Annotated in this window: 22 protein-coding genes; 14 read left to right on the forward strand and 8 right to left on the reverse strand. The window is 59.5% G+C overall.

What is annotated here, in order from left to right; translation table 11 throughout:
- The first annotated feature begins 51 nt into the window (after positions 1–51).
- On the forward strand, positions 52–609 hold the full coding sequence (gene tsaC / locus AC3ISI_RS00100; RefSeq protein WP_489334917.1) for an L-threonylcarbamoyladenylate synthase type 1 TsaC: 558 nt from the start codon (positions 52–54) through the stop codon (positions 607–609).
- A 113-nt stretch (positions 610–722) separates the two neighbouring features.
- Here tsaC and AC3ISI_RS00105 read toward each other — a convergent pair whose 3' ends face one another.
- Positions 723–1,700, reverse strand: a complete 978-nt coding sequence (locus AC3ISI_RS00105; protein ID WP_489334918.1) for an NADPH:quinone reductase — start codon at positions 1,698–1,700, stop codon at positions 723–725.
- Positions 1,701–1,879: 179 nt separating this feature from the next.
- Here AC3ISI_RS00105 and hemF point away from each other — a divergent pair, with 179 nt between their 5' ends.
- Positions 1,880–2,794 carry an oxygen-dependent coproporphyrinogen oxidase gene (hemF, locus tag AC3ISI_RS00110; RefSeq protein WP_489334919.1) on the forward strand — a complete coding sequence of 305 codons (915 nt, stop codon included), beginning with the start codon at positions 1,880–1,882 and terminating at the stop codon, positions 2,792–2,794.
- Positions 2,795–2,807: 13 nt separating this feature from the next.
- The gene (gene aroE, locus AC3ISI_RS00115) at positions 2,808–3,629 is read left to right on the forward strand and encodes a shikimate dehydrogenase (protein WP_489334920.1); all 822 of its coding nucleotides are present in this window, start codon (positions 2,808–2,810) and stop codon (positions 3,627–3,629) included.
- Between the two features lie 128 nt (positions 3,630–3,757).
- On the opposite strand, the gene AC3ISI_RS00120 is transcribed toward aroE, so the two are convergent.
- The 3 genes from AC3ISI_RS00120 to betC form a co-directional block, all read right to left on the reverse strand.
- Positions 3,758–5,326, reverse strand: coding sequence for a SulP family inorganic anion transporter (locus AC3ISI_RS00120; protein WP_489334921.1), 1,569 nt, complete (start codon positions 5,324–5,326; stop codon positions 3,758–3,760).
- A gap of 79 nt (positions 5,327–5,405) precedes the next feature.
- Positions 5,406–6,326 (reverse strand): choline ABC transporter substrate-binding protein, encoded by a 921-nt coding sequence (choX, locus tag AC3ISI_RS00125; protein ID WP_489334922.1) that lies wholly within the window; start codon positions 6,324–6,326, stop codon positions 5,406–5,408.
- A 16-nt stretch (positions 6,327–6,342) separates the two neighbouring features.
- Positions 6,343–7,857, reverse strand: coding sequence for a choline-sulfatase (betC, locus tag AC3ISI_RS00130; RefSeq protein WP_489334924.1), 1,515 nt, complete (start codon positions 7,855–7,857; stop codon positions 6,343–6,345).
- Positions 7,858–7,971: 114 nt separating this feature from the next.
- Between betC and AC3ISI_RS00135 the strand changes: the two genes are divergently transcribed.
- Positions 7,972–8,922 (forward strand): choline sulfate utilization transcriptional regulator, encoded by a 951-nt coding sequence (locus tag AC3ISI_RS00135; protein WP_489334925.1) that lies wholly within the window; start codon positions 7,972–7,974, stop codon positions 8,920–8,922.
- Here the strand turns inward: AC3ISI_RS00135 and AC3ISI_RS00140 are convergent.
- On the reverse strand, positions 8,915–9,580 hold the full coding sequence (locus tag AC3ISI_RS00140; protein WP_489334926.1) for an NAD(P)-dependent oxidoreductase: 666 nt from the start codon (positions 9,578–9,580) through the stop codon (positions 8,915–8,917). The two genes, AC3ISI_RS00135 and AC3ISI_RS00140, sit on opposite strands and share 8 nt — an antisense overlap.
- 84 nt (positions 9,581–9,664) lie before the next feature.
- Between AC3ISI_RS00140 and AC3ISI_RS00145 the strand changes: the two genes are divergently transcribed.
- Positions 9,665–9,991 carry a DOPA 4,5-dioxygenase family protein gene (locus AC3ISI_RS00145; RefSeq protein WP_489334927.1) on the forward strand — a complete coding sequence of 109 codons (327 nt, stop codon included), beginning with the start codon at positions 9,665–9,667 and terminating at the stop codon, positions 9,989–9,991.
- On the opposite strand, the gene AC3ISI_RS00150 is transcribed toward AC3ISI_RS00145, so the two are convergent.
- On the reverse strand, positions 9,992–10,393 hold the full coding sequence (locus AC3ISI_RS00150) for a GFA family protein (RefSeq protein WP_489334928.1): 402 nt from the start codon (positions 10,391–10,393) through the stop codon (positions 9,992–9,994). It abuts the gene before it with no gap.
- A 395-nt stretch (positions 10,394–10,788) separates the two neighbouring features.
- On the opposite strand from AC3ISI_RS00150, the gene AC3ISI_RS00155 reads away from it, so the two are divergent.
- The 9 genes from AC3ISI_RS00155 to AC3ISI_RS00195 all read left to right on the forward strand — a co-directional run bounded on the left by AC3ISI_RS00155 (position 10,789) and on the right by AC3ISI_RS00195 (position 21,139).
- Positions 10,789–12,096, forward strand: a complete 1,308-nt coding sequence (locus AC3ISI_RS00155; RefSeq protein WP_489334929.1) for a CitMHS family transporter — start codon at positions 10,789–10,791, stop codon at positions 12,094–12,096.
- Between the two features lie 84 nt (positions 12,097–12,180).
- On the forward strand, positions 12,181–12,948 hold the full coding sequence (locus tag AC3ISI_RS00160; RefSeq protein ID WP_489334930.1) for a TerC family protein: 768 nt from the start codon (positions 12,181–12,183) through the stop codon (positions 12,946–12,948).
- Between the two features lie 298 nt (positions 12,949–13,246).
- Complete coding sequence (locus AC3ISI_RS00165) at positions 13,247–14,905, forward strand: Na/Pi cotransporter family protein (RefSeq protein ID WP_489334931.1); 1,659 nt, start codon at positions 13,247–13,249, stop codon at positions 14,903–14,905.
- A gap of 188 nt (positions 14,906–15,093) precedes the next feature.
- Positions 15,094–16,470, forward strand: coding sequence for a M16 family metallopeptidase (locus AC3ISI_RS00170; RefSeq protein ID WP_489334932.1), 1,377 nt, complete (start codon positions 15,094–15,096; stop codon positions 16,468–16,470).
- A gap of 74 nt (positions 16,471–16,544) precedes the next feature.
- Positions 16,545–17,573, forward strand: coding sequence for a DUF5924 family protein (locus AC3ISI_RS00175; RefSeq protein ID WP_489334933.1), 1,029 nt, complete (start codon positions 16,545–16,547; stop codon positions 17,571–17,573).
- Between the two features lie 54 nt (positions 17,574–17,627).
- Positions 17,628–18,776, forward strand: a complete 1,149-nt coding sequence (locus AC3ISI_RS00180) for an ABC transporter permease (RefSeq protein WP_489334934.1) — start codon at positions 17,628–17,630, stop codon at positions 18,774–18,776.
- Positions 18,773–19,576 carry an ABC transporter ATP-binding protein gene (locus tag AC3ISI_RS00185; protein WP_489334935.1) on the forward strand — a complete coding sequence of 268 codons (804 nt, stop codon included), beginning with the start codon at positions 18,773–18,775 and terminating at the stop codon, positions 19,574–19,576. The genes AC3ISI_RS00180 and AC3ISI_RS00185 overlap by 4 nt, the downstream gene beginning before the upstream one ends.
- A 1-nt stretch (position 19,577) precedes the next feature.
- On the forward strand, positions 19,578–20,516 hold the full coding sequence (locus AC3ISI_RS00190) for an MlaD family protein (RefSeq protein WP_489334937.1): 939 nt from the start codon (positions 19,578–19,580) through the stop codon (positions 20,514–20,516).
- Positions 20,513–21,139: an ABC-type transport auxiliary lipoprotein family protein gene (locus tag AC3ISI_RS00195; protein ID WP_489334938.1), complete on the forward strand. Its 627-nt coding sequence runs from the start codon at positions 20,513–20,515 to the stop codon at positions 21,137–21,139. The genes AC3ISI_RS00190 and AC3ISI_RS00195 overlap by 4 nt, the downstream gene beginning before the upstream one ends.
- A 131-nt stretch (positions 21,140–21,270) precedes the next feature.
- Here AC3ISI_RS00195 and AC3ISI_RS00200 read toward each other — a convergent pair whose 3' ends face one another.
- Entirely contained in the window at positions 21,271–22,500 is a 1,230-nt protein-coding gene (locus AC3ISI_RS00200; protein ID WP_489334939.1) for a nucleoside recognition domain-containing protein, read from the reverse strand.
- 204 nt (positions 22,501–22,704) lie between these two features.
- On the reverse strand, positions 22,705–24,036 hold the full coding sequence (gene gltP / locus AC3ISI_RS00205; protein ID WP_489334940.1) for a glutamate/aspartate:proton symporter GltP: 1,332 nt from the start codon (positions 24,034–24,036) through the stop codon (positions 22,705–22,707).
- Positions 24,037–24,668 lie beyond the last annotated feature (632 nt).

Genomic DNA, 24,668 nt, shown 5'->3' on the forward strand with positions numbered 1-24,668 from the left:
TTATAAGGAAGATCGGTAAACTGCGCAGAGCCTTATTCCGGAGAGTTTTTCATGGTCAACAGTTGGCGAGTGCAACAAGCCGCGCAAGCCGTTCGCGCAGGGGCGGTGATTGCCTATCCAACCGAAGCGGTCTGGGGGTTGGGTTGCGACCCGTGGGATGAAGCGGCGGTGTATCGTCTGCTGGCGATCAAGGGACGGTCAGTGGAGAAGGGCCTGATTCTGGTTGCCGACAACATCCGGCAATTCGATTTTCTCTTCGAAGACTTCCCGGAACTGTGGATGGACCGCATGGCCAGCACCTGGCCGGGACCGAACACCTGGCTGGTGCCCCATCAGAACCTGTTGCCGCAGTGGATCACCGGGGTGCATGAAACGGTGGCTCTGCGGGTCAGTGATCATCCACTGGTGCGGGATTTGTGCGCAGCGGTGGGGCCATTGGTTTCAACCTCGGCCAACCCACAGGCACGCCCGGCGGCGCGTACGCGGATTCGCGTGGAGCAGTATTTCCGTGGGCAGGTGGATTTTGTGTTGGGTGGGAACCTGGGAGGGCGCAAGAATCCGAGCGTCATTCGGGATCTGGCGACCGGCCACGTTGTACGCCCCGATTAAGACTGCAGCGCTGCCAATCGCGAGCAGGCTCGCTCCCACAGGGTGTTTGTGATCGACACACAACCACTGTGGGAGCGACGGTGCGACGATTCGACCTGCTCGCGATGGCGACCTTAAGGCAACAAAACAGTCGAACCCGTCGTGCGCCGCGCCGACAACTCGGTCTGTGCATTCGCTGCATCAGCCAACGAATAAGTGTGACTGATGTCCACGTTCAACTTCCCGCTGATAATCATCTCAAACAGCTCATCCGCCATCCGCTGCAGATTCTCGGCATTGTTGGCGTAAGTCGCCAGTGTCGGCCGGGTCACGTACAGCGAACCCTTCGCCGACAAAATCCCCAGATTGACCCCGTCCACCGCACCTGACGCGTTGCCAAAACTCACTACCAGACCACGGGGGGACACGCTGTCCAGCGATGTCAGCCAGGTGTCTTTACCGACGCCGTCATACACCACCGGCACTTTCTTCCCGTCCGTCAATTCCAGCACACGCTGAGCGACATTTTCATGGCTGTAGTCGATAGTCGCCCAGGCGCCATTGGCCTTGGCCAGCGCGGCTTTCTCGGGGGAGCTGACCGTACCGATCAACTTTACGCCCAAGGCCTTGGCCCATTGGCACGCCAGCGAACCGACACCGCCGGCAGCGGCGTGGAACAGGATGGTTTCGCCACCCTTGAGCTCATAAGTCTGACGCAGCAGGTACTGCACAGTCAGGCCTTTGAGCATGACCCCGGCGGCCGTTTCGAAGCTGATCGCATCCGGCAGCAGCACCAGATTAGCTTCGGGCAATACGTGAACTTCGCTGTAGGCGCCCAACGGCCCGCTGCCATACGCCACGCGATCACCGACCTTGAAGCGCGTGACCTCGCTGCCCACTGCTTCGACCACGCCCGCGCCTTCGGAACCCACGCCCGATGGCAAGGCTGGCGGCGGGTAGAGGCCGCTGCGGTAGTAGGTGTCGATGAAATTCAGGCCGATGGCCTTGTTGGTGACACGGACCTGCTGCGGGCCGGGCTCGGCGGGTTGGTAATCGACGTACTCAAGTACTTCGGGACCGCCATGGGCGCGGAACTGGATACGCTTAGCCATCTGCCTACTCCTTGGGTCTTGGCTACTGGAGGTGTAGCACGAAGCTCCCTATCGAACTCCCAAGTGTGATCTTCGTCAACTGCGGCAGGCCCATTGGCGATGTTATGCTACGCGCCCATTTGCGCCGGCCCCCCGCTCCGATGGAGCGCCGCGTAGCTTTGCCCGATCAAGGTGATGACATGACGACCCGCACCGAGGCCGTAAAAGCCTACCTGCTTGACCTGCAAGACCGAATTTGTGCTGCGCTGGAAGCCGAAGACGGCGGCACGCACTTCGTCGAAGATGCCTGGACCCGGGCCGCCGGCGGTGGCGGTCGCACCCGCGTGATCGAAAACGGCTCTGTGATCGAAAAGGGTGGTGTCAACTTTTCCCATGTCTTTGGCAGCGGTCTCCCTCCGTCCGCCAGCGCTCATCGCCCGGAACTGGCGGGCCGTGGCTTCGAAGCCTTGGGCGTGTCATTGGTCATTCACCCGCACAACCCGCATGTGCCGACGTCCCACGCCAACGTGCGCTTTTTCATCGCTGAAAAAGAAGGTGAGGAGCCGGTCTGGTGGTTCGGTGGCGGCTTCGACCTGACGCCTTACTACGGCAATGAAGAAGACTGCGTGCACTGGCACCGCATCGCCGAGCAGGCCTGTGCGCCGTTCGGCCCGGACGTCTATTCGCGCTACAAAGCCTGGTGCGACGACTATTTCCACATCAAACATCGCCACGAACCGCGCGGCATCGGCGGACTGTTCTTCGATGACTTGAACGAGTGGGACTTCGACACCAGCTTCGCGTTCATGCGCGCCATCGGCGATGCGTACATCGACGCGTATCTGCCGATTGTGCAACGCCGTAAAAATGATGCGTTCACCGCCAAGCAGCGAGAATTCCAGGAATTCCGTCGTGGCCGCTACGTGGAGTTCAACCTGGTCTACGACCGAGGCACGCTGTTCGGCCTGCAATCGGGCGGGCGTACCGAATCGATCCTGATGTCGTTGCCACCGCAAGTGCGCTGGGGCTATGACTGGAAAGCCGAACCGGGCAGCGAAGAAGCGCGCTTGACCGAGTATTTCCTGCAAGACCGCGATTGGTTGGCTGAGGCCTGAACGAGGAGTTCTGATGGACCGTTATGTCGTATTCGGTAACCCGATTGGCCACAGCAAGTCGCCGCTGATCCACCGTTTGTTCGCCGAACAAACCGCTCAGCAGTTGGACTACAGCACCTCGCTGGCGCCACTCGACGATTTTTCCGACTTTGCCCGGTCGTTTTTCCGCGAAGGTCGAGGGGCGAATGTGACTGTGCCATTCAAGGAAGACGCCTTCCGCCTGGCCGACAGCCTGACGGAGCGCGCGCAGCGGGCCGGCGCGGTGAACACCTTGAGCAAACTCGCCGATGGCAGCTTGTTGGGTGACAACACCGACGGTGCCGGACTGGTGCGAGACCTGACGGTCAACGCCGGTTTCAGCCTCAAGGGCAAACGTATCCTGCTGCTTGGCGCGGGCGGTGCGGTGCGCGGTGCGTTGGAACCGCTGCTGGCCGAGCAACCGGCCTCGGTGATCATCGCCAACCGCACGGTGGAAAAAGCCGAGTTGCTGGCGGAATTGTTCGCGGACCTGGGGCCGGTGTCGGCCAGCGGTTTCGATTGGTTGAAGGAGTCGGTGGACCTGATCATCAACGCCACGTCGGCGAGCCTGTCGGGCGATGTACCGCCGATTGCCGGAAGTTTGATCGAGCCGGGTAAAACCGTTTGCTACGACATGATGTATGGCAAGGAACCGACTTCGTTCTGCCGTTGGGCCACGGAAAATGGCGCGGCAGTCGCGATGGATGGCTTGGGCATGCTCGCGGAACAAGCGGCGGAAGCCTTTTTCCTGTGGCGTGGTGTGCGCCCGGACACAGCGCCGGTACTGGCCGAACTGCGCCGCCAGCTGGCGCTGTAATCAATGTGGGAGCGAGCCGGCTCCGGGCGGCGTTCCGACGATGGCGGAGTGTCAGTCGCCATCAATGTTGAATGTACAGGCCTCATCGCGAGCAGGCTCACTCCTACAAGGGATCTCCGCGAGGCAAATTAGTCTTCGAAACGGATCGGGCACTTGTCGGCCCCTTCCAGCTTCCTCAACTCCTCCACCACCTGCGGCCGCGCGCGCCGCAACGTCAGGCTGCGATCCTGCTTGAGCAGCCGACGCGCTTCCTGATGCAGCATTTCCACCCCTGAATAGTCGATGAAGTTGATCTGCTGCGCCTCGATCACCACGCGCGCGCCGTGCAGGCGTTGCAGGCGCACTTGCAGGTAATGGCTGGCGCCGAAAAAGATTGACCCGCCTACCCGCAGAATATCTTCATCGCCTTCGCGAGAATGCTGGACCCGCGGTTGTGAGGTGCGTTTGAGGTAGAAGAACAAAGACGCCAGCACCCCGGCGTAGATCGCCGTCTGCAACTCCAACAGGAGCGTGGCGACACAGGTCAGCGCCATGACCAGGAACTCGGCGCGGCTGACCCGCAACAAGGCGCGAATACCGCGATGGTCTACCAGTCCCCACGCGATTAACAGAATGCTGCCGGCCATGGCCGGGATCGGGATGTGGGCGATTAACTGTGCGCCGAAGATGGCAAACAGCGCCACCCACACGGCTGAAAAAACACCGGCCATCGGTGAGCAGGCGCCTGCGTCGTAGCTCAGGCCCGAGCGAGTGAAGGACCCGGCGGACAGCGAGCCGGAAAAAAATGCACCGACCATGTTCGATAAACCTTGGGCGCGGACTTCCTGGTTGGCGTCGATCAACTGCTGCGAGCGGGCCGACAGGGAGCGGGCAATCGACAGGCTGGTCACCAGCCCCAACATTCCCACGGCCACCGCGCTCGGCAGCAAACGCAGGATCAGGTCAAAGTCCAGCGGCAACGGACTGAAGGGCGGCAGGCGTCCGACAAACGCGCTGACCAACTTCACATGGCCGAACATCGATGGCCAGAACCACACCAGCAACCCGCCCAGAATCAACGTAATCAGCAGTGTCGGCCAGCGAGGCAGCAACAACTTCAGGATTGCGCCGACAACGACCGTCGCCAGGCCCAGCGCCAGTGACGGTTTATCGAAAGCGTCGAGGTGCTTGAACAGCATCAAGAAGCTGTCCAGTGCCGTGGCTTGACTGGGCAAATCCAGCCCCAGCAGGTTCGGCAATTGCCCGATGACGATCACCACCGCCGCACCCAAGGTGAAACCCAGCACCACTGAATGCGAGACGAAATTCACCAAGGCGCCGAAGCGCAGCAAACCGAGCAACCACTGGAAAATACCGGCGAGCAACGTCAGAAGCAGGATCAGGGTGACGTAGTCCTCTGACGCGGGAACGGCCAGAGGACTGACGCTGGCATACAAGACGATAGAAATCGCCGCCGTAGGACCGCAGATCAAGTGCCACGACGAACCCCAGAGACAAGCAATCAACACCGGGATGATCGCGGCGTATAAACCGTATTCCGGTGGGAGCCCCGCGATCAACGCGTAGGCAATGGATTGCGGCAACGCAAGAATTGCCCCGCTGAGGCCGACGATCAGGTCACGCCCGACGCTGGCGCGGGTTTGCCGGGGCAACCAACTGAGGAAGGGGAAGAGTGAATGGCGGCTGGGGAAGGCCATGGGTCTTCTCGGGTGGGGTTTTGCGCAAGAGTATCAGGACAGACACCTGTGGGAGCGAGCGTGCTCGCTCCCACAGGATTCAGAGTTTGGCTTTAACCGCTGGCAGCGCATCCTTGCCATCCGCTGTCTTCACGCCCTCCAGCCACTTATCCAGCGCTGCCGGATTGGCCTTGATCCACGCCTTGGCCGCGTCCGCATTACTGACCTTCTTATTCACCACCTCGGCCATGATGCTGTTCTCCATGTCCTGGGTGAAACTCAGGTTGGTCAGCAATTTGCCCACATTCGGGCAGGCTTCGGCGTACCCCTTGCGGGTCAGGGTATGAACGCTGCCGGTATCACCGAAATATTTCTCGCCGCCCTTCAGGTAATGCATTTTCAGCTGCACGTTCATCGGATGTGGAGTCCAGCCGAGAAAGGTGACGAATTTCTGTTTTTTCACCGCGCGAGACACTTCGGCCAGCATGGCCTGCTCGCTGGACTCGACCAGCTTCCACTGGCCCATGTCGAAATCATTCTTCTTGATGATTTCCTGCAGCGAGATGTTCGCTGGCGCGCCGGAGCCAATGCCGTAGATCTTCTTGTCGAACTTGTCGGCGAATTTGTTCAGGTCGGCAAAGTCATGCACACCCGCGTCCCAGACGTAGTCCGGAACCGCGAGCGTGAACTCGGTGCCGTCCAGGTTCTTCGCCAGTTGCGTGACATCACCCGTGGCCACGAACTTGTCGTAGAAGCCCTGCTGCGCCGGCATCCAGTTACCCAGGAACACATCGACCTGACCGTCCTTCAACCCGCCAAAGGTGATCGGCACTGCGAGGGTGTCGACCTTGGCCTTGTAGCCCATGCCATCCAGCAGAAACCCGGTGATGGCGTTGGTTGCGGCGATGTCGCTCCAGCCAGGATCGGCCATTTTCACCGTCTCGCAACTTTGTTCGGCATAGGCTGATGCGCTGCCCAGAGCCAGAAGCCCGACCGTCAGTACTGTGGATAACCTTTGCATGGACTTCCCCTTAACATTATTGGTTTTGGCAGGGTTGTGGATAACGTGCTTTGCGCTCCAGATCATTGAGGTCGATGTGGTTGCGCATGTACTGCTGACTAGCGTCCACCAGCGGCTGGTGATCCCAGCTCTTCAGCTTGCCAAGGGTCAACGCGTCGGCAACGAAACGCCGACGCCGCTGGCTGGCGAGCACTTGTTGGTGAATCGCGGGGATATTCCACTTGGCGCGTGCTTCGCTCAGAAATGCTTCGAATATGGCGCGATGTTGCGGCGATTGGCTGAGTTCTTCCCGTTCGCGCGGGTCTTTGTGTACATCGAAGAGTAGGCAAGGGTCATCTTCGCTGTAGATGAATTTGTAAGCACCGCGACGGATCATCATCAGCGGGCTGATGGTGCCTTCGGCCATGTATTCGCCGAACACTTCGTCGTGACCGCCCTGCCCTTGCAGGTGCGAAACCAGCGAGCGACCGTCCAGCGGCAAGGCCGGCTCCAGCGAGCCCCCGGCCAGTTCCACGAAGGTGGGCAGCAAGTCGGCGGTGGAGACGGCGGCGCTGACCCGCCCTGCCCCGAACTGCCCCGGTGCACTGATCAATAGCGGGACCCGGGCGGCCATTTCGTACCAGTGCATTTTGTACCAGAGCCCACGCTCGCCGAGCATGTCGCCATGGTCGCCGGAGAACACAATGATAGTGTCGTCGATCAGCCCGGTTTCTTCGAGCGTTTGCAGGAGTTTGCCGACGTTGCTGTCGATATAGCTGCACGCACCGAAGTAGGCGCGGCGCGCATCGCGAATTTTATTCACAGGCAGCGGCTTGTCCCACAGGTCGTAAACCTTGAGCAAACGCTGGGCGTGCGGATCGAGTTCGGATTGTGCCGGGGTTTCGGGCAGCGGGATGTCGGCATCGTCGTACATATCCCAGAAAGCCTTGGGGATTGTGTACGGATCGTGCGGGTGTGTCATCGAAACGGTCAGGCAAAACGGCTGGTCGCCGTCTTCGCGGACGTGATCAAACAAGTATTGCTGGGCCTTGAACACCACCTCTTCGTCGAAATCCAGCTGATTGGTGCGCACGCAGGGTCCGGCTTGTAGCACCGATGACATGTTGTGATACCAGGACGGGCGCACATCCGGCTCGTCCCAATTCACCGCCCAACCGTAATCGGCCGGGTAAATGTCGCTGGTCAGGCGTTCTTCGTAACCGTGGAGTTGGTCCGGGCCGCAGAAATGCATCTTTCCCGACAGCGCGGTGCGGTAACCGAGGCGACGCAGATAGTGAGCATAAGTCGGTACATCGGCGGGGAAATCAGCCGCATTGTCATAGGCGCCGATCTTGCTCGGCAACTGGCCGCTGACCAGGGTGAACCGCGATGGCGCGCACAAGGGGCTGTTGCAATACGCGGCGTCGAACACTACGCCTTCGGCGGCGAGTCGGCTGAGATTCGGTAGTTTGATTGGCGAAGGACCGTAGAACGGCAACATTGGCGCGGCCATTTGATCGGCCATGATGAAGAGAATGTTCTTGCGCTTCATGTGTTCGCGGCATTCCATAGTGAATATTTATGCGAAAGTGCTGCGATCGAGCATGTTACCCACGCTCTTTGCGGTAAAGCCCATGCCAGGCAATGCCTAGGATTAGCCCAGCTTATGTATGACGCCCTTGGTGATCTGTCTCTCGACCTGCTTCGTGCCTTTGAAGCGGCCGCTCGTCATCGCAGCTTCACCGCCGCGGCGGTGGAGCTTGGCACCACGCAGCCGGCGGTCAGCCAGCAGATCAAACGGTTAGAAGAGCAACTCGCGACACGGCTGTTTGACCGCATCTACCGGGGCATCGAATTGACAGAAGCCGGGACCATTCTTTTCGGTCAGGTTCAGCTCGGTTTGCAGAATATCGAAGCAGGATTGAGTGCGATCAGTGCGCAGCAGCAACATGAAGTGTTGCAGGTGGCCACCGACTTTGCCTTCGCGGCGTATTGGCTGATGCCCCGTTTGCACCGCTTTCACCAAGCCAATCCGTACGTCGATGTCAGCCTGGTCACCAGCGAGCGCAACCACAATATGTTGCGCACCGATATCGATGTGGCGGTGTTGTTCGGTGACGGACGCTTCAAACAAGGTGAAAGCCATTGGCTGTTCAGTGAAGAAGTGTTTCCGGTGTGCAGTCCGCTGTTGCTCAAGGATCGTCCCCTGCCCTTGCCGGCCCATTCGCTGCTGGAGTTTCCGTTGCTACACCTGCGTGGCGAACACAGCAGCAACTGGTTTGACTGGAGCGGTGTGTTTCGCGAGTTGGGGATAACATCGGCACCGGCGCCGGGGCAACTGCGCTTCGACAATTACACGCTGCTGATTCAAGCGGCGATTGGCGGCCAAGGTGTAGCCATCGGCTGGCGGCACCTTGTGGATAACTTGCTGGCGCAAGGTTTGTTGTGTCGACCCATCGCAGAGTCCGCGATGTCCAGGATGGGCTATTACGTGGTCTTGCCCCAGCGAAAACGACGTGGGGCGTTGATCCAGCTGTTTGTGGACTGGTTGATGGCCGAGCAAACCAGCAGCGCACAATCGCTCAATGGCCTGGCGCTGCCCTCTATCGCTATCTAGGGGTGGCGGCGATGAAATTCACGTGTTCGCCAACGTGCAAATTCAGCTGTAGTTCATCGGCAATCCCTACTGCCACGCGATTCAAGCGCTGAAGCGGTTCGGTCAAGCCCGGTTCAAGGCTGCTGCTGACATGAATGAAGTGCTCAATCGTCAGACCCGAAACGCCGCGAGGCGCATTGACCAACGTCCAGTGCAAGGGACTGTTGTGCAGCGCTTCGCGGATTTCTTCAGCGGCGTGGCGTTGCAATCGATCTTCTATGTCCGGATCGTCCAGCAATTCGAAATCGCCCACCAGAAACAGCCGCTTGATGCCGGCCGCGTGCATGCCCTCGATCAACGCATCCACGGCCAGCACTTGCTCGACCGGGCCCGGCACAATGGTTTTTTCCACGAACTCGCTGTTGAACGGCAACCCGGGTGCGTCCAACAGGCAGATGACAGCCGAGCAGCCCGCCACACTTTGTTTAACGCCTTGCGCATCGAACAGGTCGCCGGTTTTTGTTCGCAGGCCGGGGCGTGGCGCAAGCGCGGTCAGGTCATCCACAATGGCGATCACTTCATGTTGGCGCCGCAGCATTTCAGCCATCAGCGCACTGCCGAGGCTACTCATGGCACCATAAAGCACCACTTTTACTATGGAGGTTTCGGCATTTTTCATGGCTGAAGTTCCTGGTTTCCTACGTATATGGCGTGTGACCTGTGGGAAACGGTGAGGGTTCGACCGGGTTTTAGGGGGATTCAGATGCAGCAGATCAAGGGTTATCACGCCCATGTGTATTTTGATGCCAGAACAATCGATCAGGCGCGAGCGTTGTGCGAGCAGGCGGCGCAGTTGTTCTCGCTGAAAATGGGCCGTGTTCACGAACGCCCGGTCGGCCCGCACCCGGACTGGAGCTGCCAGCTGGCGTTCGGACCCGAACTCATCGGCAATGTGTTGCCGTGGCTGGCGCTCAATCGTAAGGGGTTGGTGGTGTTCCTGCACCCTGACACGGGTGATGACTTGCTCGACCATACCGAGCATGCGATCTGGATGGGCGCAATCCGGCCGCTGAATCTGTCTGTTTTCTGATCAGATCGTTTCTTCAGGTTCGCCGGGTAAATGCTCGTCCAGGTGTAGCCAGGGCAAACGGCTGTCGGTCCAGATATGCCGCTCGGCCGGCGCGAGTTCCGGATGGTCGAGGGTGGCGATGGTCACGTCGATGCTCTCAGGGCTGAGAGGGGTCATAAACGCCAGTTGCGCCCCACAGTTCGAGCAGAAATAGCGCACGCCGGTTGAGGAAGATTTGTACTGCGCGGGTGTGTCTTTCATCCATTGAAAGGACGATGCAGGCACGGTGATCCAGGTGGTGACAATCCCGCCGCTGACCCGTCGGCAAATCGAACAATGACAGTGGGCGATGTCGCGCAATGGTCCGCTGAATTGATAGCGCAGATGTCCGCAGTGGCAGCCGCCGGTGTGAATGTTGGCCATGATGTTTGCTCCTGAGGTGTATTTTCCGACGCCATCGCGAGCAGGCTCGCTCCCACAGTGGATCTTCACAGAACCACTTTGGGAGCCGGGCTTGCCCGCGAGGCTGCAACTCGGTCCGACGACCGGTTGCACATCCGCGCCATGCTTTCACTACCGAAAGCTGGCTGAAAGCTTCCCCGATTAGGATCGCCCCACTGCCGGCAACAGACCGGTTGGCCAGTGCCCGTGTTTTATCGCTCGCACAGCCCATTTAACAACAACAATGGTGATCCTGATGTCCTCTGCTACCCGCCGCTTCGCTGTCACTCCGCCCGTACGCCTCGTGCCTCCCGTTCTGCGCTGACCTTATCCGGTTCGCCCATTTCCCCTAGCCGCGCTACGCCTGGAGTATTCCCATGCTGACTTTCCTTGGCTTTGCCATGGTCATCACGTTCATGTTCCTGATCATGACCAAGCGCCTGTCCGCGCTGATCGCCTTGATCATCATCCCGATCATCTTTGCCCTGTTCGGCGGTTTTGCGCCGAAGATCGGTCCGATGATGCTCGAAGGCATCACCAAGCTTGCGCCGACCGGCGTGATGCTGATGTTCGCGATTCTGTACTTCGCCCTGATGATCGACTCCGGCCTGTTTGACCCGGCCGTGCGCAAGATCCTCAAACTGGTCAAGGGCGACCCGTTGAAAGTTTCGGTCGGCACCGCCGTACTGGCGCTCGTCGTCTCCCTCGATGGGGACGGCGCGACCACTTATATGATCTGCGTGGCCGCCATGCTGCCGCTGTACAGCCGCATCGGCATGAGCCCGCGGATCATGGCCGGTCTGATCATCCTCGCCGGTGGCGTGATGAACATGACCCCATGGGGTGGCCCGACCGCTCGTGCGGCCAGCGCACTGCATGTGGACCCGTCCGCTATTTTCGTACCGATGATTCCAGCGATGCTGGCCGGTGTGGTGGCGATCCTGGCGATTGCCTACTTCTACGGTAAGCGCGAGCGTGCTCGCCTGGGTGAATTGCACCTGATCGGCGATGAAATCGACCACAGTGAAATCAGCGTTTCGCAGTTCCCGGATGCGCGTCGTCCGAAGCTGATCTGGTTCAACGGTTTGCTGACCCTGGCCCTGATGTGCACCCTGATTGCCGGCCTGTTGCCGCTGCCGGTGCTGTTCATGGTGGCGTTCAGTATCGCGATGATTGTCAACTATCCTTGCCTGCAAATGCAGAAGGACCGCGTTGCGGCCCACGCCGGTAGCGTGTTGTCGGTGGTCGGCCTGATCTTCGCTGCCGGTATTTTCACCGGTATCCTGACCGGCACCGGCATGGTCGACGCGATGTCCAAAAGCCTGTTGGCGGTCATCCCGGATTTCCTCGGCCCGTACCTGGCCGTGATCACGGCGTTGGTGAGTATGCCGTTCACGTTTTTCATGTCGAACGACGCATTTTATTACGGCGTGTTACCAGTGCTTGCCGAAGCCGCCAGTCATTACGGTATAACCGCAGTGGAAATGGCACGTGCCTCGATCGTCGGTCAGCCCGTCCACTTGCTGAGCCCGCTGGTACCATCGACCTATTTGTTGGTGGCGCTGGCCGGTATTGAATTCGGTGACCATCAGCGCTTTACCCTGAAGTGGGCCGTGCTGGTGTGCATGTGCATACTGGTTGCAGCGTTGCTGATGGGGATTTTCCCGCTGTTCAGCACTCTATAACCAAAGACTTACCATGACGGGTCCGGTCTTCGCGGTTTGAAGCCCGGGCCTTTCGTGGTTTAACACTCGCTCAAAGGAATACACATGGAATGGCTGACCAACCCTGAAATCTGGGTTGCCTTCTTTACCCTGACCGCCCTGGAAATCGTCCTGGGCATCGATAACATCATCATGATTTCGATCCTGGTCAGCCGCATGCCCAAGCACATGCAGGCCCGGACCCGGATTTTTGGTCTGGCCCTGGCCATGATCACGCGGATCCTGTTGCTGCTGTCGATCACCTGGGTCATGCGCCTCACGGCCGATCTGTTCGTGTTGTTCGGCCAGGGTATTTCCGGGCGAGACCTTATCCTGTTCTTCGGTGGTCTGTTCCTGCTGTGGAAGAGCTCGCAAGAGATGTACCACGCGTTGGAAGGTGAAGACGAAACCAATGAAGAGCCAAGCGGCAAGGGCGGCAATTTCCTCTACACCATCGTCCAGATCGCGATCATCGACATCGTGTTCTCGCTGGACTCGGTCATCACCGCGGTCGGTATGGTCTCCCATGTTCCGGTCATGGTCGCCGCGATCGTCGTGGCCGTGCTGGTGATGATGTGGGCGTCCGGCACCATCAGCGAGTTCATCGACAAGCACCCGTCGCTGAAGATGCTGGCGCTGTCGTTCCTGCTGATCGTTGGTACCGTGCTGATTGCCGAATCCCTGGATGTGCACGTGCCAAAAGGCTACGTCTACTTCGCCATGGCGTTCTCGCTGGCGGTTGAAGCGATCAACATCAGGATGCGCACCGCCATCGCGAAAAAGAAGAAACAGCAAGATCCAGTGAAACTGCGCAAGGACATTCCGGGGCAATAACCCCGCCAACGCGCAAAACCTGTGGGAGCGAGCCTGCTCGCGATAGCGGTCTTTCAGTCAACTGCCATGTTGAATGTGAAGGCCCCATCGCGAGCAGGCTCGCTCCCACATTTTTTGCGCAGCTAACAAGATCGCTGCATGAATCTGTTTTCATGACAGTCCTGTTTCATTCACGTCTTAACCTGTGCAATGCTGGCGTCCAGACCATTAGCCAACTACAGCTTAAGTACAGAACGTAGAAAAAAGCGCAGTACCGTCAACTTGCCCCTTTGGGGCGCGACCACCACAGGGGGCCTTTATGCTCACCCTGCTCAATTTGTTATCGGCCGTGGCCTTGTTGATCTGGGGCACGCACATTGTCCGAACCGGCATCCTGCGGGTTTACGGTACTAACCTGCGCCACTTGATTGGCCAGAACATGTCCAGGCGATGGTTGGCGTTTGTCGCCGGAATCCTGGTGACAGCGATGGTCCAGAGCAGTAACGCTACCGCGATGCTCGTTACCTCGTTTGTCGGTCAGGGCCTGATGGCGCTGACACCGGCGCTGGTGACCATGCTGGGAGCCGATGTCGGGACGGCGCTGATGGCGCGCGTGCTGACCCTGGACCTGACGTGGCTGTCGCCCCTGCTGATCTTTGTCGGGGTGATTTTCTTTCTGTCGCGCAAGCAGACCCGGCTGGGGCAGATGGGCCGTGTCGCTATTGGTCTTGGGCTGATCATTCTGGCGTTGCAACTGATTGTCGAAGCGGCCGCGCCGATCACCCACGCCAAAGGCGTGAAAGTGATCTTCGCCTCGCTGACCGGCGATATTCTGGTCGACGCCTTGGTTGGCGCATTGTTCGCGATGGTTTCCTACTCAAGCCTGGCCGCTGTGCTGCTGACGGCGACCCTGGCCGGCGCGAAGGTGATCAGTTTGCCGGTGGCCATCGGCCTGGTCATCGGCGCCAATATCGGCAGCGGTGTTCTCGCATTTCTCAGCACCAGCATGCAGAACGCTGCCGGGCGCCAAGTGGCGTTGGGCAGCCTGTTGTACAAACTGATCGGCCTGATGTTGATCATTCCGGTGCTTGGCCCATTGGTGCACTGGCTCGATCGTCTGGACTTCAGTCCTCAGGAAACGGTCATCGGCTTCCACCTGCTTTACAACACCGTGCGCTGCTTGATCCTGTTGCCGACCGTCGCAATGATGGCCAAGCTATGTACCTGGCTCTTGCCGGAGCGGCCGGTCGTTAACGGAATGGCCAAACCCCGGCATCTCGACCCGACCGCGCTGGACACGCCGAGCCTGGCGTTGGCCAATGCGGCCCGGGAATCCCTGCGCATGGGCGATCTGATCGACAACATGCTCGAAGCGATGCTCGATGTGCTTCACGGCAAGCAAACCGCCGTGACCCAGGAAATGCGTCGCCTGACCGATGACGTCGAAGCACTCTACAGCGCGATCAAGCTCTATCTGGCGCAAATGCCCCGTGAAGATTTGAGCGACCAGGACAGCCAGCGCTGGGCAGAAATCATTGAGTTGGCGATCAACCTCAAACTCGCCAGCGACCTGATCGAGCGCATGTTGCGTAAGGTTCAGCAGCAGAAAACCTCACAGCGCCGGTCTTTTTCCGAGGTTGGCCTGGAAGAACTGGTCGGGCTGCAGAGTCAGTTAATCTCCAATCTGCGCTTGGGGTTGTCTGTGTTCCTGAGTTCCGACAAGGAAAGTGCCCATCAGTTGTTGCGTGAAAAGCGTCGCTTTCGCGCACAAGAACGACGTCTGGCCCATGCCCATGTCAGCCGGTTGCATCGTAAGATTGTGCAAAGTATCGAAACCAGTTCGTTGCACCTGGAGTTGATTGCCGACATGAAACGTCTGAACTCGTTGTTCTGCAGCAGCGCGTATGCGGTGCTGGAAACGTCGGACACCGGGGCACTGGCCGTCGACGATTTGGCGGACATCACGCATTCGCCTTGAACGTCTGGCAGTCTGGTCAGTCAGTTACTTGAGTTCCGGTTCAAAAGCTTCGTCGGAACGCCGCCCGGAGCCGGCTCACTCCCACCGTTGACTGACGGAGGTCAAAAAACCAATGTGGGAGCGAGCCTGCTCGCGATGGCTGCCAGGAAAGCATCACGGATCGCCAATCAGCCGTATGGAAACTTGTTATGCGTTGTCTGCTGTTCGCCTGTTTGTTGCTTGGCTCATTTCCTTCATTTGCCCTGGATCGCTTTCAGGTCGAGGGTTATACGCTGCCCAACGGCCTGCAATTGCTGCTCAAACCGGGTACCGAGCGCGGGCATGTGGCGATTCGTCTGGTGATCGGCGTTGGCCTGGATGATTTCAGCTGCAAGGACAAAGAGCTGCCCCATCTGCTCGAACACCTGTTGTTCAGCGGCATCGACGCCACCGGCGAAGGTGGCCTGGAAGAACGCATGCAGGCACTGGGGGGGGAATGGAACGCTTTCACCAGCAACGCGGACACAACCTTTGTCATCGAAGCGCCGGCGAGAAACCAGCGCAAGGTCCTCGACCTGTTGCTGGCGTTGCTGACCCAGACCCGCATCGATGACAACGCCATCAACGCCGCCAAGCAAGTGGTCGAGCGCGAAGACGGCGGTCATTACTCACACCTGCAACGCTGGCTGGATCGCCAGGACCTCGGCCACACGGCCAGTAATCAACTGGCGGTGGAACTGGGCCTCAAATGCCCGGAGCGCGCCGAAGTCGATCACCTCACTCGCGAGCAACTGGAGAAGGTACGCAAGCGCTGGTACGCGCCCAACAACATGACCCTGATTGTGGTCGGTGACCTCGACCGGTTGTTGCCGGCGTATCTGGAGCGGGCCTGGGGTGAGCTTGAGGCGGTTGCCCCGAGCGATCACCTGCCCCTGCCGGAAATCCAGACCAGTGCTGCCCATGAGCGCACGCTCAGCAGCGGTTTCGTCGGTGGTGGGGCGAAGTTGCATTGGTTGGTGCCAGAGCCGGTGCTGGCGGATCAGCAGGACGAAACGTTTGACCTGCTCAAGGACTATCTGGACTGGGCGCTTTATCGCCAGATGCGCCTGGTCCACAGTTTGTCTTACGGGCCCTCGGCCGAGCGCGAGCTATTTGGCGGTGTGGGCTTCATGAGCCTGAACGCGGACCTTGAGCGCGATGATGTACCGCAGGCTGAGCAGGTCCTTGAGGAGTTGAAAGCCCAATTACTCAAGGACGGTCTCGACGCGGACACCTTCAACCGCCTGAAACAGGCCGCCATCGCCCGTCAGGCCTGGGCGGTACAAGGTAATAGCGCGTTGGCCGATTATTACTGGAGCGCCCTTGGGGACTACGAGGATGGTCGTTTCGCCGACCCGGCCAGGGAACTACAAGGTGTGACACTGGAGGAAGCTAACAAGGCTTTGCGCGAATTGCTGCTGCAACCGGGATATTTGCGGATCGAGAAGCCGCTGATGGGGGATGACCAGTTGATATGGGCGATTGCCGGCGTGTTGGGGCTGATTGCGCTTGGACTATTGGGCTGGCGCGTACACCGCGGACGATAACGGCCCCCTCGCCATACGGTTCCCCGGCGGGTAACCTGTCGAGGAAATTTCCTACGACCAATGTGTACCGCCGAATGCCGATCCTGACCCAATACGTCCAGCGCATCCTGGAACTGATGAAGCGCTACCCTGGGGTCATTGCCCTCGGTGGTTTCATCTCCGGTGTCGGCAGCTTCATCCTGGTGGATCGCCAGCAAAGTCTGGCGACCTGGATCACCATCATCATGGTGCTCAGTTGGGTCTGGCTGATGCTGGAAAACAGCCTCACCAAGCTGTTCGCCAAAATCTTCAAGCGCGAAATTCCCCAGCCACTGCTGCGTTACGCCACGCAGATGATCCACCAGGAAAGCCTGTTCTTTGTCCTGCCGTTCTTTTTCATCACCACCACCTGGAACAGCGGCCAATTGTTCTTCACCGGGCTGTTGGGTATTGCGGCGCTGATTTCCATCATCGATCCGCTCTACTACAAATGGCTGGCCCCTCGGCGCTGGGCGTTCCTGGCGCTGCATACCCTGACGTTGTTTGCAGCGCTGCTGACCGCCCTGCCCGTCATCATGCACCTCACCACGTCCCAGAGTTTCAAACTGGCGCTGGGTACCGCCGTGCTGCTGTCGTTCCCGAGCCTGGCGTCGATCTTCCCGATACGTACTGTGCGCAACGCCCTGGCGATCTTGAGTATCACGTTGGGCGTCGGTGCCCTCGGTTGGGTCTTGCGTTCGTGGGTGCCGCCGGCGACCTTGTGGATGACTGATGTAGCGATCAGCACGCAAATGCAGGACCGCACGCCCGGTACCAGCCTGGAGGAAGTCACGGCCGAGCAGATTCGTGGCGGCGGGCTGTACGCCTACACGGCAATCAACGCCCCGCGCGGTCTGGATGAGCGGATTTATCACGTTTGGCAGTTCAACGGTAAAGAGGTCGACCGCATCCCGCTGGATATCCATGGTGGTCGTAAGGAAGGCTATCGCGCCTGGACGCACAAGCAGAACTTCCCGGGCAACCCGGCAGGCAAATGGCAGGTTCGGGTGTTGACCGAAGACGGCCAGGTCATCGGCGTGCTGCGCTTCAACGTCACGGACAGCACACCGACCAAAGAAAAGTAGCGCGGTTCGTGCTATTACGTAGCTCTGCGTAGTCACCGAACAAGCACGGAGCTTATGACCAGCAGCACAATGGCCGGCAATGCCGAATTGGACGCCTCTCACTCCCCTGCACAGCTGCGGGTCACGGGTGACTGGACGCTTGCTCATTACGCCGATCTCAAGACCTTGTGCGAAAAGCTTCGCGGTCAATACGACGACAACACCCACATCGATCTCAACAGTCTGGGCGCCCTCGACACCGCCGGTGCCTCATTGCTGGTCGAGCTGTTGGGAACCGAGCGTCTCGGCCGATCCGCCGAACACCCCGATTGCACCCTGACCACCGCAGATCGCGCCCTGCTGCAGACCATCTACCGCTCAATGACCGATTTCTGTGTGCCGATCAAGGAACCGGAAATCAGCGTCAGTATTCAATTGCTGACCCGCATTGGCCGCGCCGTGGATACCGTTTGGCAGGACACCCTGCAACTGTTGGGTTTCGTCGGTCTGATTATCGAAACCATCGCCCGCGGCCTGTTTCAACCCAAGCGTTGGCGCATCACGCCGATGGTCGCGCACATCGAACAAACCGGCCTCGACGCCGCGCCCATCGTCGCCCTGCTGACCTTTTTGGTGGGCGCGGTGGTGGCGTTTCTCGGGGCGACGGTGTTGGCCAATTTCGGCGCCACAATATTCACTGTGGATCTGGTGGCTTTTTCCTTCCTGCGCGAATTCGCGGTGTTGCTGACGGCGATCCTGATGGCCGGGCGCACCGCCAGTGCCTTCACCGCGCAGATCGGCTCAATGAAAGCCAACGAGGAAATCGACGCCATCCGCACCTTGGGCCTCGACCCGATGGAATTGCTGGTGGTGCCGCGTGTTTTGGCATTGCTGGTCGCCTTACCGATGTTGACCTTTCTGGCGATGCTCTCGGGGATCATCGGCGGCGGCGTAGTCTGTGCCGTGGCGCTGGATATTTCGCCGGCGATGTTCCTCTCGCTGCTGCAAACGGACATCGGTGTTCAGCACTTTCTGGTGGGGATCGTCAAAGCGCCGGTTTTCGCCTTCCTGATCGCCTCGATTGGCTGTCTTGAAGGATTCAAAGTCAGCGGCAGCGCCGAGTCGGTCGGTGCACACACGACGTCCAGCGTGGTTCAGTCGATTTTCGTGGTGATCGTGCTCGACGCTGTGGCCGCGCTGTTTTTCATGGAGATGGGCTGGTGAGTCGTTTACCCCGAGCGCCCTCCGAGGCGGTGATTGAAGTCCGTGGGCTGTGTAATCGCTTCGGCAGTCAGAGCGTGCACGAAAACCTCGACCTCGATTTGTACAAAGGTGAAATTCTCGCCGTGGTCGGCGGTTCCGGCAGCGGTAAATCGGTGCTGCTGCGCAGCATTGTCGGCCTGCGCCGGCCCAACGAAGGCGATGTGCGGGTCTTCGGTAAAAACCTGCCGACCTTGTCCGAGCAGGAGCGCTCGAAGGTTGAACGGCGTTTCGGTGTGCTGTTCCAGCAAGGTGCCCTGTTTTCTTCGCTGACCGTGACCGAAAACGTCGCCCTGCCGTTGATCGAACACGCTGGCCTGAGCCGTGAAGACGCCGAGCATCTGGCGGCGGTCAAACTGGCGCTGGCCGGGCTGCCGCTGTCGGCTGCCGACAAGTACCCCGCTTCGCTGTCCGGCGGCATGATCAAGCGGGCGGCGCTGGCCCGAGCACTGGCGCTGGACCCGGACATCCTGTTTCTTGACGAACCCACGGCTGGCCTCGACCCGATTGGCGCGGCGGCATTCGATCAATTGATCCTTACCCTGCGCGATGCGCTGGGCCTGAGTGTTTTCCTGGTGACCCACGACCTCGACACGCTCTACACCATCACCGACCGGGTGGCGGTGCTGGCGCAGAAGAAAGTGCTGGTGGCGGACGCCATCGACAAGGTGTCGGAAACCGACGACGCGTGGATTCACGAATACTTCCATGGCCCTCGCGGCCGCGCGGCGCTGACGGCCGCTCAACAGTTGAACGAGGTCTGACATGGAAACCCGAGCCCATCATGTATTGATCGGCCTGTTCACCGTGATTGTGGTGGCGGGTGCCCTGCTCTTCGGCTTGTGGCTGGCCAAGTCCAGCGTCGACACCGAGTTCAAGGATTACGAAGTGGTCTTCAACGAGGCAGTCAGCGGCCTGTCCAAAGGCAGTTCGGTGCAGTACAGCGGAATCAAGGTCGGCGACGTGGTGACGTTGCGTCTGGACCCGAAAGACCCGCGCCGGGTCCTGGCGCGTATTCGTCTGGGCGGTGACACCCCGATCAAGGAAGACACCCAGGCCAAACTGGCACTGACCGGGGTTACCGGGACCTCGATCATCCAGCTCAGCGGCGGTACTCCACAGAGCCCGGCGCTCAAGGGCAAGGATGGCAATCTGCCGACCATCGTCGCCTCGCCCTCGCCAATCGCGCGTCTGCTCAATGACAGCAACGATTTGATGGCTGGCGTGAACACGCTGATGCAAAACGCCAACCTGTTGTTCTCCACGGAAAACGTCGAGCGCATCAGCAACACGCTGGAACACCTGGAGCAAACCACTGGAACGATTGCCGATCAGCGTGGCGATATTCGTCAGGCAATGCAGCAACTGGCGTTGGTCGGTAAGCAAGCCAACAATATGCTGGAGCAAACCACGGCGCTGATGCGCAATGCCAACGGTCTGCTCAATGATCATGGCAAGGACGCGTTGGGCAGCGCCGAGCAGGCGATGAAGTCGCTGCAGCAAAGCACCGCGACGATCAACAAGTTGCTCGCCACCAATCAGGATTCGCTCAACAGCGGCATGCAGGGTCTCAATGGCCTGGCCCCGGCGATTCGCGAACTGCGCGAAACCCTGACCTCGTTGCGCGCCATTTCTCAACGTCTGGAGGAAAACCCCAGCGGTTATCTGCTGGGCCGTGACAAGAACAAGGAATTCACGCCATGAAGCTGACTCGTATCGCCCTCCTCGCTGGCTTCATGCTGATCAGTTCGTGCTCGATCCTGCCCCAGGCCGAGCCGTTTGATGTCTATCGATTGCCTTCGGCCCAGAGCAACGCGTCGGCCAGTCATGGCACGCCACAACGCTGGTCGCTACGCCTGACCAAACTCCAGGCCAGCGATGCGTTGAACAGCCCGAACATTGCGGTGATTCCCCAAGGCGATCTGATCAGCAACTACAAGGGCTCACGCTGGAGCGACCCGGCTCCGGTGCTGGTGCGCAATCGTCTGCTGGACGGCTTCCAGCGGGACGGTCGAGTGCAGCTGCTGAGCACCGATGACAGCATTTTCCAGGCCGATCTGGAACTGGGCGGGCATTTGCAGGCGTTTCAGACCGAGTATCAGGGCTCGACCGCCAGCGTGGTCGTGAGCCTGGATGCCTTGCTGGTGCGCGGTTATGACCAGCGAATCCTCGCCAGCCGCCGCTTCGAAGTACGCCAGCCATTGAGCGATGCGAAGGTGCCAGCAGTAGTTGCCGGGTTTGGCCAGGCGAGCGACCAATTGACGGCGCAGGTGGTGAATTGGGCGGTTGAACAAGGCCAGAAAGTCGCGCTGCCTGCGAGACCCTAAAGCAACGGGAGATCCCTGTGGGAGCGGCGGTGCGACGATTCGACTTGCCCGCGATTCGTCAGCACAGTCGACATCACTTTTGAATGTCCCACCGCTATCGCGGGCAAGCCCGCTCCCACAGTGTATGGCGGTTAGCCGAAGAACCAGTAGCAAACCCCAATGGCGCCAAGAACGCCGGCCAGTTCTGCCAGCAACGCACACCCCACCGCGTGCCGCGCGCGCTGGATGCCTACCGCGCCAAAGTACACCGCCAGCACGTAGAACGTCGTCTCGGTGCTGCCCTGAACCGTCGCCGCCACCAGCGCCGGGAAGCTGTCGACGCCGGAGGTTTTCATGGTTTCGATCAGCATCGCTCGTGCGGCGCTGCCGGAGAACGGTTTGACCATGGCCGTCGGCAAAGCATCGACGAAGCGTGTGTCCCAACCGGCCCACTCCACCAAGTGCCGAATTCCGTCCAGACCGAAGTCCAACGCGCCGGACGCCCGCAGCACCCCCACCGCGCAGAGCATCGCCACAAGGTATGGCAGCAGGTTTTTCGCCACGTCGAAGCCTTCTTTGGCGCCTTCGACGAATGCTTCATAGACCTTCACTTTGCGCAATGCGCCGATGATCAGAAACAGCATGATCAGCCCAAACAGCGTCAGGTTGCCAAGGATCGATGAGAGGCCGGCCAGCGCGGTGGCTGAGAGCGTCGCCAGCAGCGCCATGAAGCCACCGAGGGCGAGGGCACCGGGAATCAGATAGGCCAGCACCACCGGGTCCCAGATGCGCAGGCGCTGCATGAACGCGACCGACAGAAAGCCGACGATGGTCGAGCAACTGGTGGCCAGCAGGATGGGCAAGAACACCAGCGTCGGGTCGGGTGCGCCTTGCTGGGCGCGGTACATGAAAATCGTCACCGGCAGCAGGGTCAGGGAGGAGGCGTTGAGCACCAGGAACAGGATCTGCGCGTTGCTGGCCACGGTGGAACTGGGATTGAGTTCCTGCAGCGCTTTCATCGCCTTGAGGCCGATCGGTGTGGCGGCGTTGTCCAGGCCCAGGCCGTTGGCGGCGAAGTTCAGGGTGATCAGGCCGATGGCCGGGTGACCGGGCGGCACCTCCGGCATCAGGCGCAGGAACAACGGCCCCAGCGCTTTGGCCAGCCACTCGACGATCCCGGCCTTCTCGGCAATCCGCAAAAAGCCCAGCCACAGGGTGAGGGTGCCGAACAGTAGGACCATGACTTCCACCGACAGCTTGGCCATGGCGAAAATGCTCTCCACCATCGCCGCGAAGATTCCGGCGTTGCCGCCGATCAGCCATTGCGCCAGCGCCGAAACGGCAGCCACGATGAAGAAGCCAAGCCACAGGCCATTAAGCATCAGTCAAATCCCCCGGAAGATGCGGCGAATGATAGCGGGGTAGCCAGAAACGACAAACCCCGGATTTTTCCGGGGTTTGTATGGCGCGATGGACGCGGTCCTTTGTGGGAGCGAGCCTGCTCGCGAAGGGGCCGGTCAATTCAACATCTTCATTGATTGACACACCGCTTTCGCGAGCAGGCTCGCTCCTACAGGGGTACTGCGTTAGTTCTTGGAAACTTCGCCAGCCGGCAGCTTTTCCTTGCTGCGCCAGTGCGGCAGGGAGTTCCAGTAGCGCTGACCCTTGGCGTCGTCGTACATGCCTTCCCAGCGCGAGATAACCAGCACGGCCAGTGCGTTACCGATCACGTTCAATGCGGTACGGGCCATGTCCATGATGCGGTCGACACCGGCGATGAATGCCAGGCCTTCCAACGGAATACCGACGCTGCCCAAAGTAGCCAGCAGCACCACGAAGGACACGCCCGGTACGCCGGCGATGCCTTTGGAGGTGACCATCAAGGTCAGCACCAGCAGCAATTGCTGGCTGATCGACAGGTCGATGCCGTACAGCTGGGCAATGAAGATCGCCGCAATGCTCTGGTACAGGGTCGAACCGTCGAGGTTGAACGAGTAGCCGGTCGGTACCACGAAGCTGCAAATGGCTTTCGGCGCGCCGTAGGCTTCCATCTTCTCGATCACGCGCGGCAGCACGGTTTCCGAGCTTGCAGTGGAGTAGGCCAGCACCAGCTCATCCTTGAAGATGCGCATCAGCTTGATCACCGAGAAGCCGAACAGGCGGGCGATCAGGCCCAGCACCACGAAGGCGAAGAAGGCGATGGCGAAGTACACCAGCACGACCAGCTTGGCCAGCGGCAGCAGGGAAGCGAAGCCGAAGTTGGCCACGGTCACCGCGATCAGGGCAAATACGCCGATCGGGGCGTAGTTCATGATCATGTGGGTGACTTTGAACATGCTTTCCGAGACGCCCTGGAACATCTTCACCAGCGGCTCGCGCAGATCCGATTGCAGACTCGACAGACCGAGGCCGAACAACACGGAGAAGAAGATGATCGGCAGCATCTCGCCGCGGGCCATGGCCGCGAAGATGTTCGACGGGATCAGGTTGAGGATGGTTTCGACGAGCGCGTGTTCATGCTGAACCTCGGCGGCCGTGGCTTGGTACTTGGAAATATCCACCGTACCCAGGGTGCTCATGTCGATGCCGGTGCCCGGATGGAACACGTTGGCCAACACCAGACCCACCAGAATGGCGATGGTGGTGACAATCTCGAAGTAGATGATGGTCTTCAGACCGATGCGACCGAGTTTCTTTGCGTCGCCGACGCCAGCAATGCCGACGATCAGCGAGGAGATGACGATCGGGATCACGATCATCTTGATCAGACGGATAAAGATATCGCCTGCCGGTTGCAGGACGTTGCTGATCCACCAGGCTTTTTCGGCACTGAAATGGTTGAGCAGCGCACCGATTGCAATCCCCAATACCAGACCGATGAGGATCTGCCAGGCGAGGCTAAGCTTTGCCTTCTTCATATCATTACCCTTACTTGCGTTTGACTCAGGCAGTTGCAGTCACTGGAACGCTTGTGGCGAAAAAGTGTGTGCATCTGCCCCCGTATAAGGAGCCCCGGAGCGCTTGTTATGGCTCTCTGGCAGGCGAAAAAAGGCGCAACTATTCCCATGCAAGGAACCGACGTCTAATGCCGTAAACGCCTACCCTATGCCGAATCGGCATGAGCTCTTCTAAATGAAACGGGTGTTCCAGTCGGTTTTGATACGACATTTCGGCAGCTATAAGTACAGCAAACCGGCCATTTCAGAGGATGTGGGGATTATTTTTTGCGACTGATTCAGGGCTAAAACTTGAGAAAAAACCTACGTTTAGCAGCGAAGAATCGCTGTCATTAGCAGACTCATTTCTCGATATACGGTCGCAAAGAAACACCGCGAAATGCTTTTGCGGGGATTGAGCAGAATTAGCATAGCGGTATATGAGCAGTACGCATCATGGATGCTGCTTTTCGCGAGTGAAGCTCTTCGCAAATTCGTCGAGTCCTGTGACTCGGCGAATTTGCGTCGCAGCTATTGCCTGACCCGGCCCTTGCGCAGGCACTCCCTGTACCCGTAGGTCACTCCGACCCTGTAACAGTCAGAACGTCCCGGCC

This window comes from Pseudomonas sp. GL_139_B (assembly GCF_057834475.1).

Excerpts from the sequence above, each read along its gene's own strand:
- tsaC (WP_489334917.1), top strand. The coding sequence starts at position 52 with ATGGTCAACAGTTGGCGAGTGCAACAAGCCGCGCAAGCCGTTCGCGCA.
- AC3ISI_RS00105 (WP_489334918.1), bottom strand. The coding sequence starts at position 1,700 with ATGGCTAAGCGTATCCAGTTCCGCGCCCATGGCGGTCCCGAAGTACTT.
- hemF (WP_489334919.1), top strand. The coding sequence starts at position 1,880 with ATGACGACCCGCACCGAGGCCGTAAAAGCCTACCTGCTTGACCTGCAA.
- aroE (WP_489334920.1), top strand. The coding sequence starts at position 2,808 with ATGGACCGTTATGTCGTATTCGGTAACCCGATTGGCCACAGCAAGTCG.
- AC3ISI_RS00120 (WP_489334921.1), bottom strand. The coding sequence starts at position 5,326 with ATGGCCTTCCCCAGCCGCCATTCACTCTTCCCCTTCCTCAGTTGGTTG.
- choX (WP_489334922.1), bottom strand. The coding sequence starts at position 6,326 with ATGCAAAGGTTATCCACAGTACTGACGGTCGGGCTTCTGGCTCTGGGC.
- betC (WP_489334924.1), bottom strand. The coding sequence starts at position 7,857 with ATGAAGCGCAAGAACATTCTCTTCATCATGGCCGATCAAATGGCCGCG.
- AC3ISI_RS00135 (WP_489334925.1), top strand. The coding sequence starts at position 7,972 with ATGTATGACGCCCTTGGTGATCTGTCTCTCGACCTGCTTCGTGCCTTT.
- AC3ISI_RS00140 (WP_489334926.1), bottom strand. The coding sequence starts at position 9,580 with ATGAAAAATGCCGAAACCTCCATAGTAAAAGTGGTGCTTTATGGTGCC.
- AC3ISI_RS00145 (WP_489334927.1), top strand. The coding sequence starts at position 9,665 with ATGCAGCAGATCAAGGGTTATCACGCCCATGTGTATTTTGATGCCAGA.
- AC3ISI_RS00150 (WP_489334928.1), bottom strand. The coding sequence starts at position 10,393 with ATGGCCAACATTCACACCGGCGGCTGCCACTGCGGACATCTGCGCTAT.
- AC3ISI_RS00155 (WP_489334929.1), top strand. The coding sequence starts at position 10,789 with ATGCTGACTTTCCTTGGCTTTGCCATGGTCATCACGTTCATGTTCCTG.
- AC3ISI_RS00160 (WP_489334930.1), top strand. The coding sequence starts at position 12,181 with ATGGAATGGCTGACCAACCCTGAAATCTGGGTTGCCTTCTTTACCCTG.
- AC3ISI_RS00165 (WP_489334931.1), top strand. The coding sequence starts at position 13,247 with ATGCTCACCCTGCTCAATTTGTTATCGGCCGTGGCCTTGTTGATCTGG.
- AC3ISI_RS00170 (WP_489334932.1), top strand. The coding sequence starts at position 15,094 with ATGCGTTGTCTGCTGTTCGCCTGTTTGTTGCTTGGCTCATTTCCTTCA.
- AC3ISI_RS00175 (WP_489334933.1), top strand. The coding sequence starts at position 16,545 with ATGCCGATCCTGACCCAATACGTCCAGCGCATCCTGGAACTGATGAAG.
- AC3ISI_RS00180 (WP_489334934.1), top strand. The coding sequence starts at position 17,628 with ATGACCAGCAGCACAATGGCCGGCAATGCCGAATTGGACGCCTCTCAC.
- AC3ISI_RS00190 (WP_489334937.1), top strand. The coding sequence starts at position 19,578 with ATGGAAACCCGAGCCCATCATGTATTGATCGGCCTGTTCACCGTGATT.
- AC3ISI_RS00195 (WP_489334938.1), top strand. The coding sequence starts at position 20,513 with ATGAAGCTGACTCGTATCGCCCTCCTCGCTGGCTTCATGCTGATCAGT.
- AC3ISI_RS00200 (WP_489334939.1), bottom strand. The coding sequence starts at position 22,500 with ATGCTTAATGGCCTGTGGCTTGGCTTCTTCATCGTGGCTGCCGTTTCG.
- gltP (WP_489334940.1), bottom strand. The coding sequence starts at position 24,036 with ATGAAGAAGGCAAAGCTTAGCCTCGCCTGGCAGATCCTCATCGGTCTG.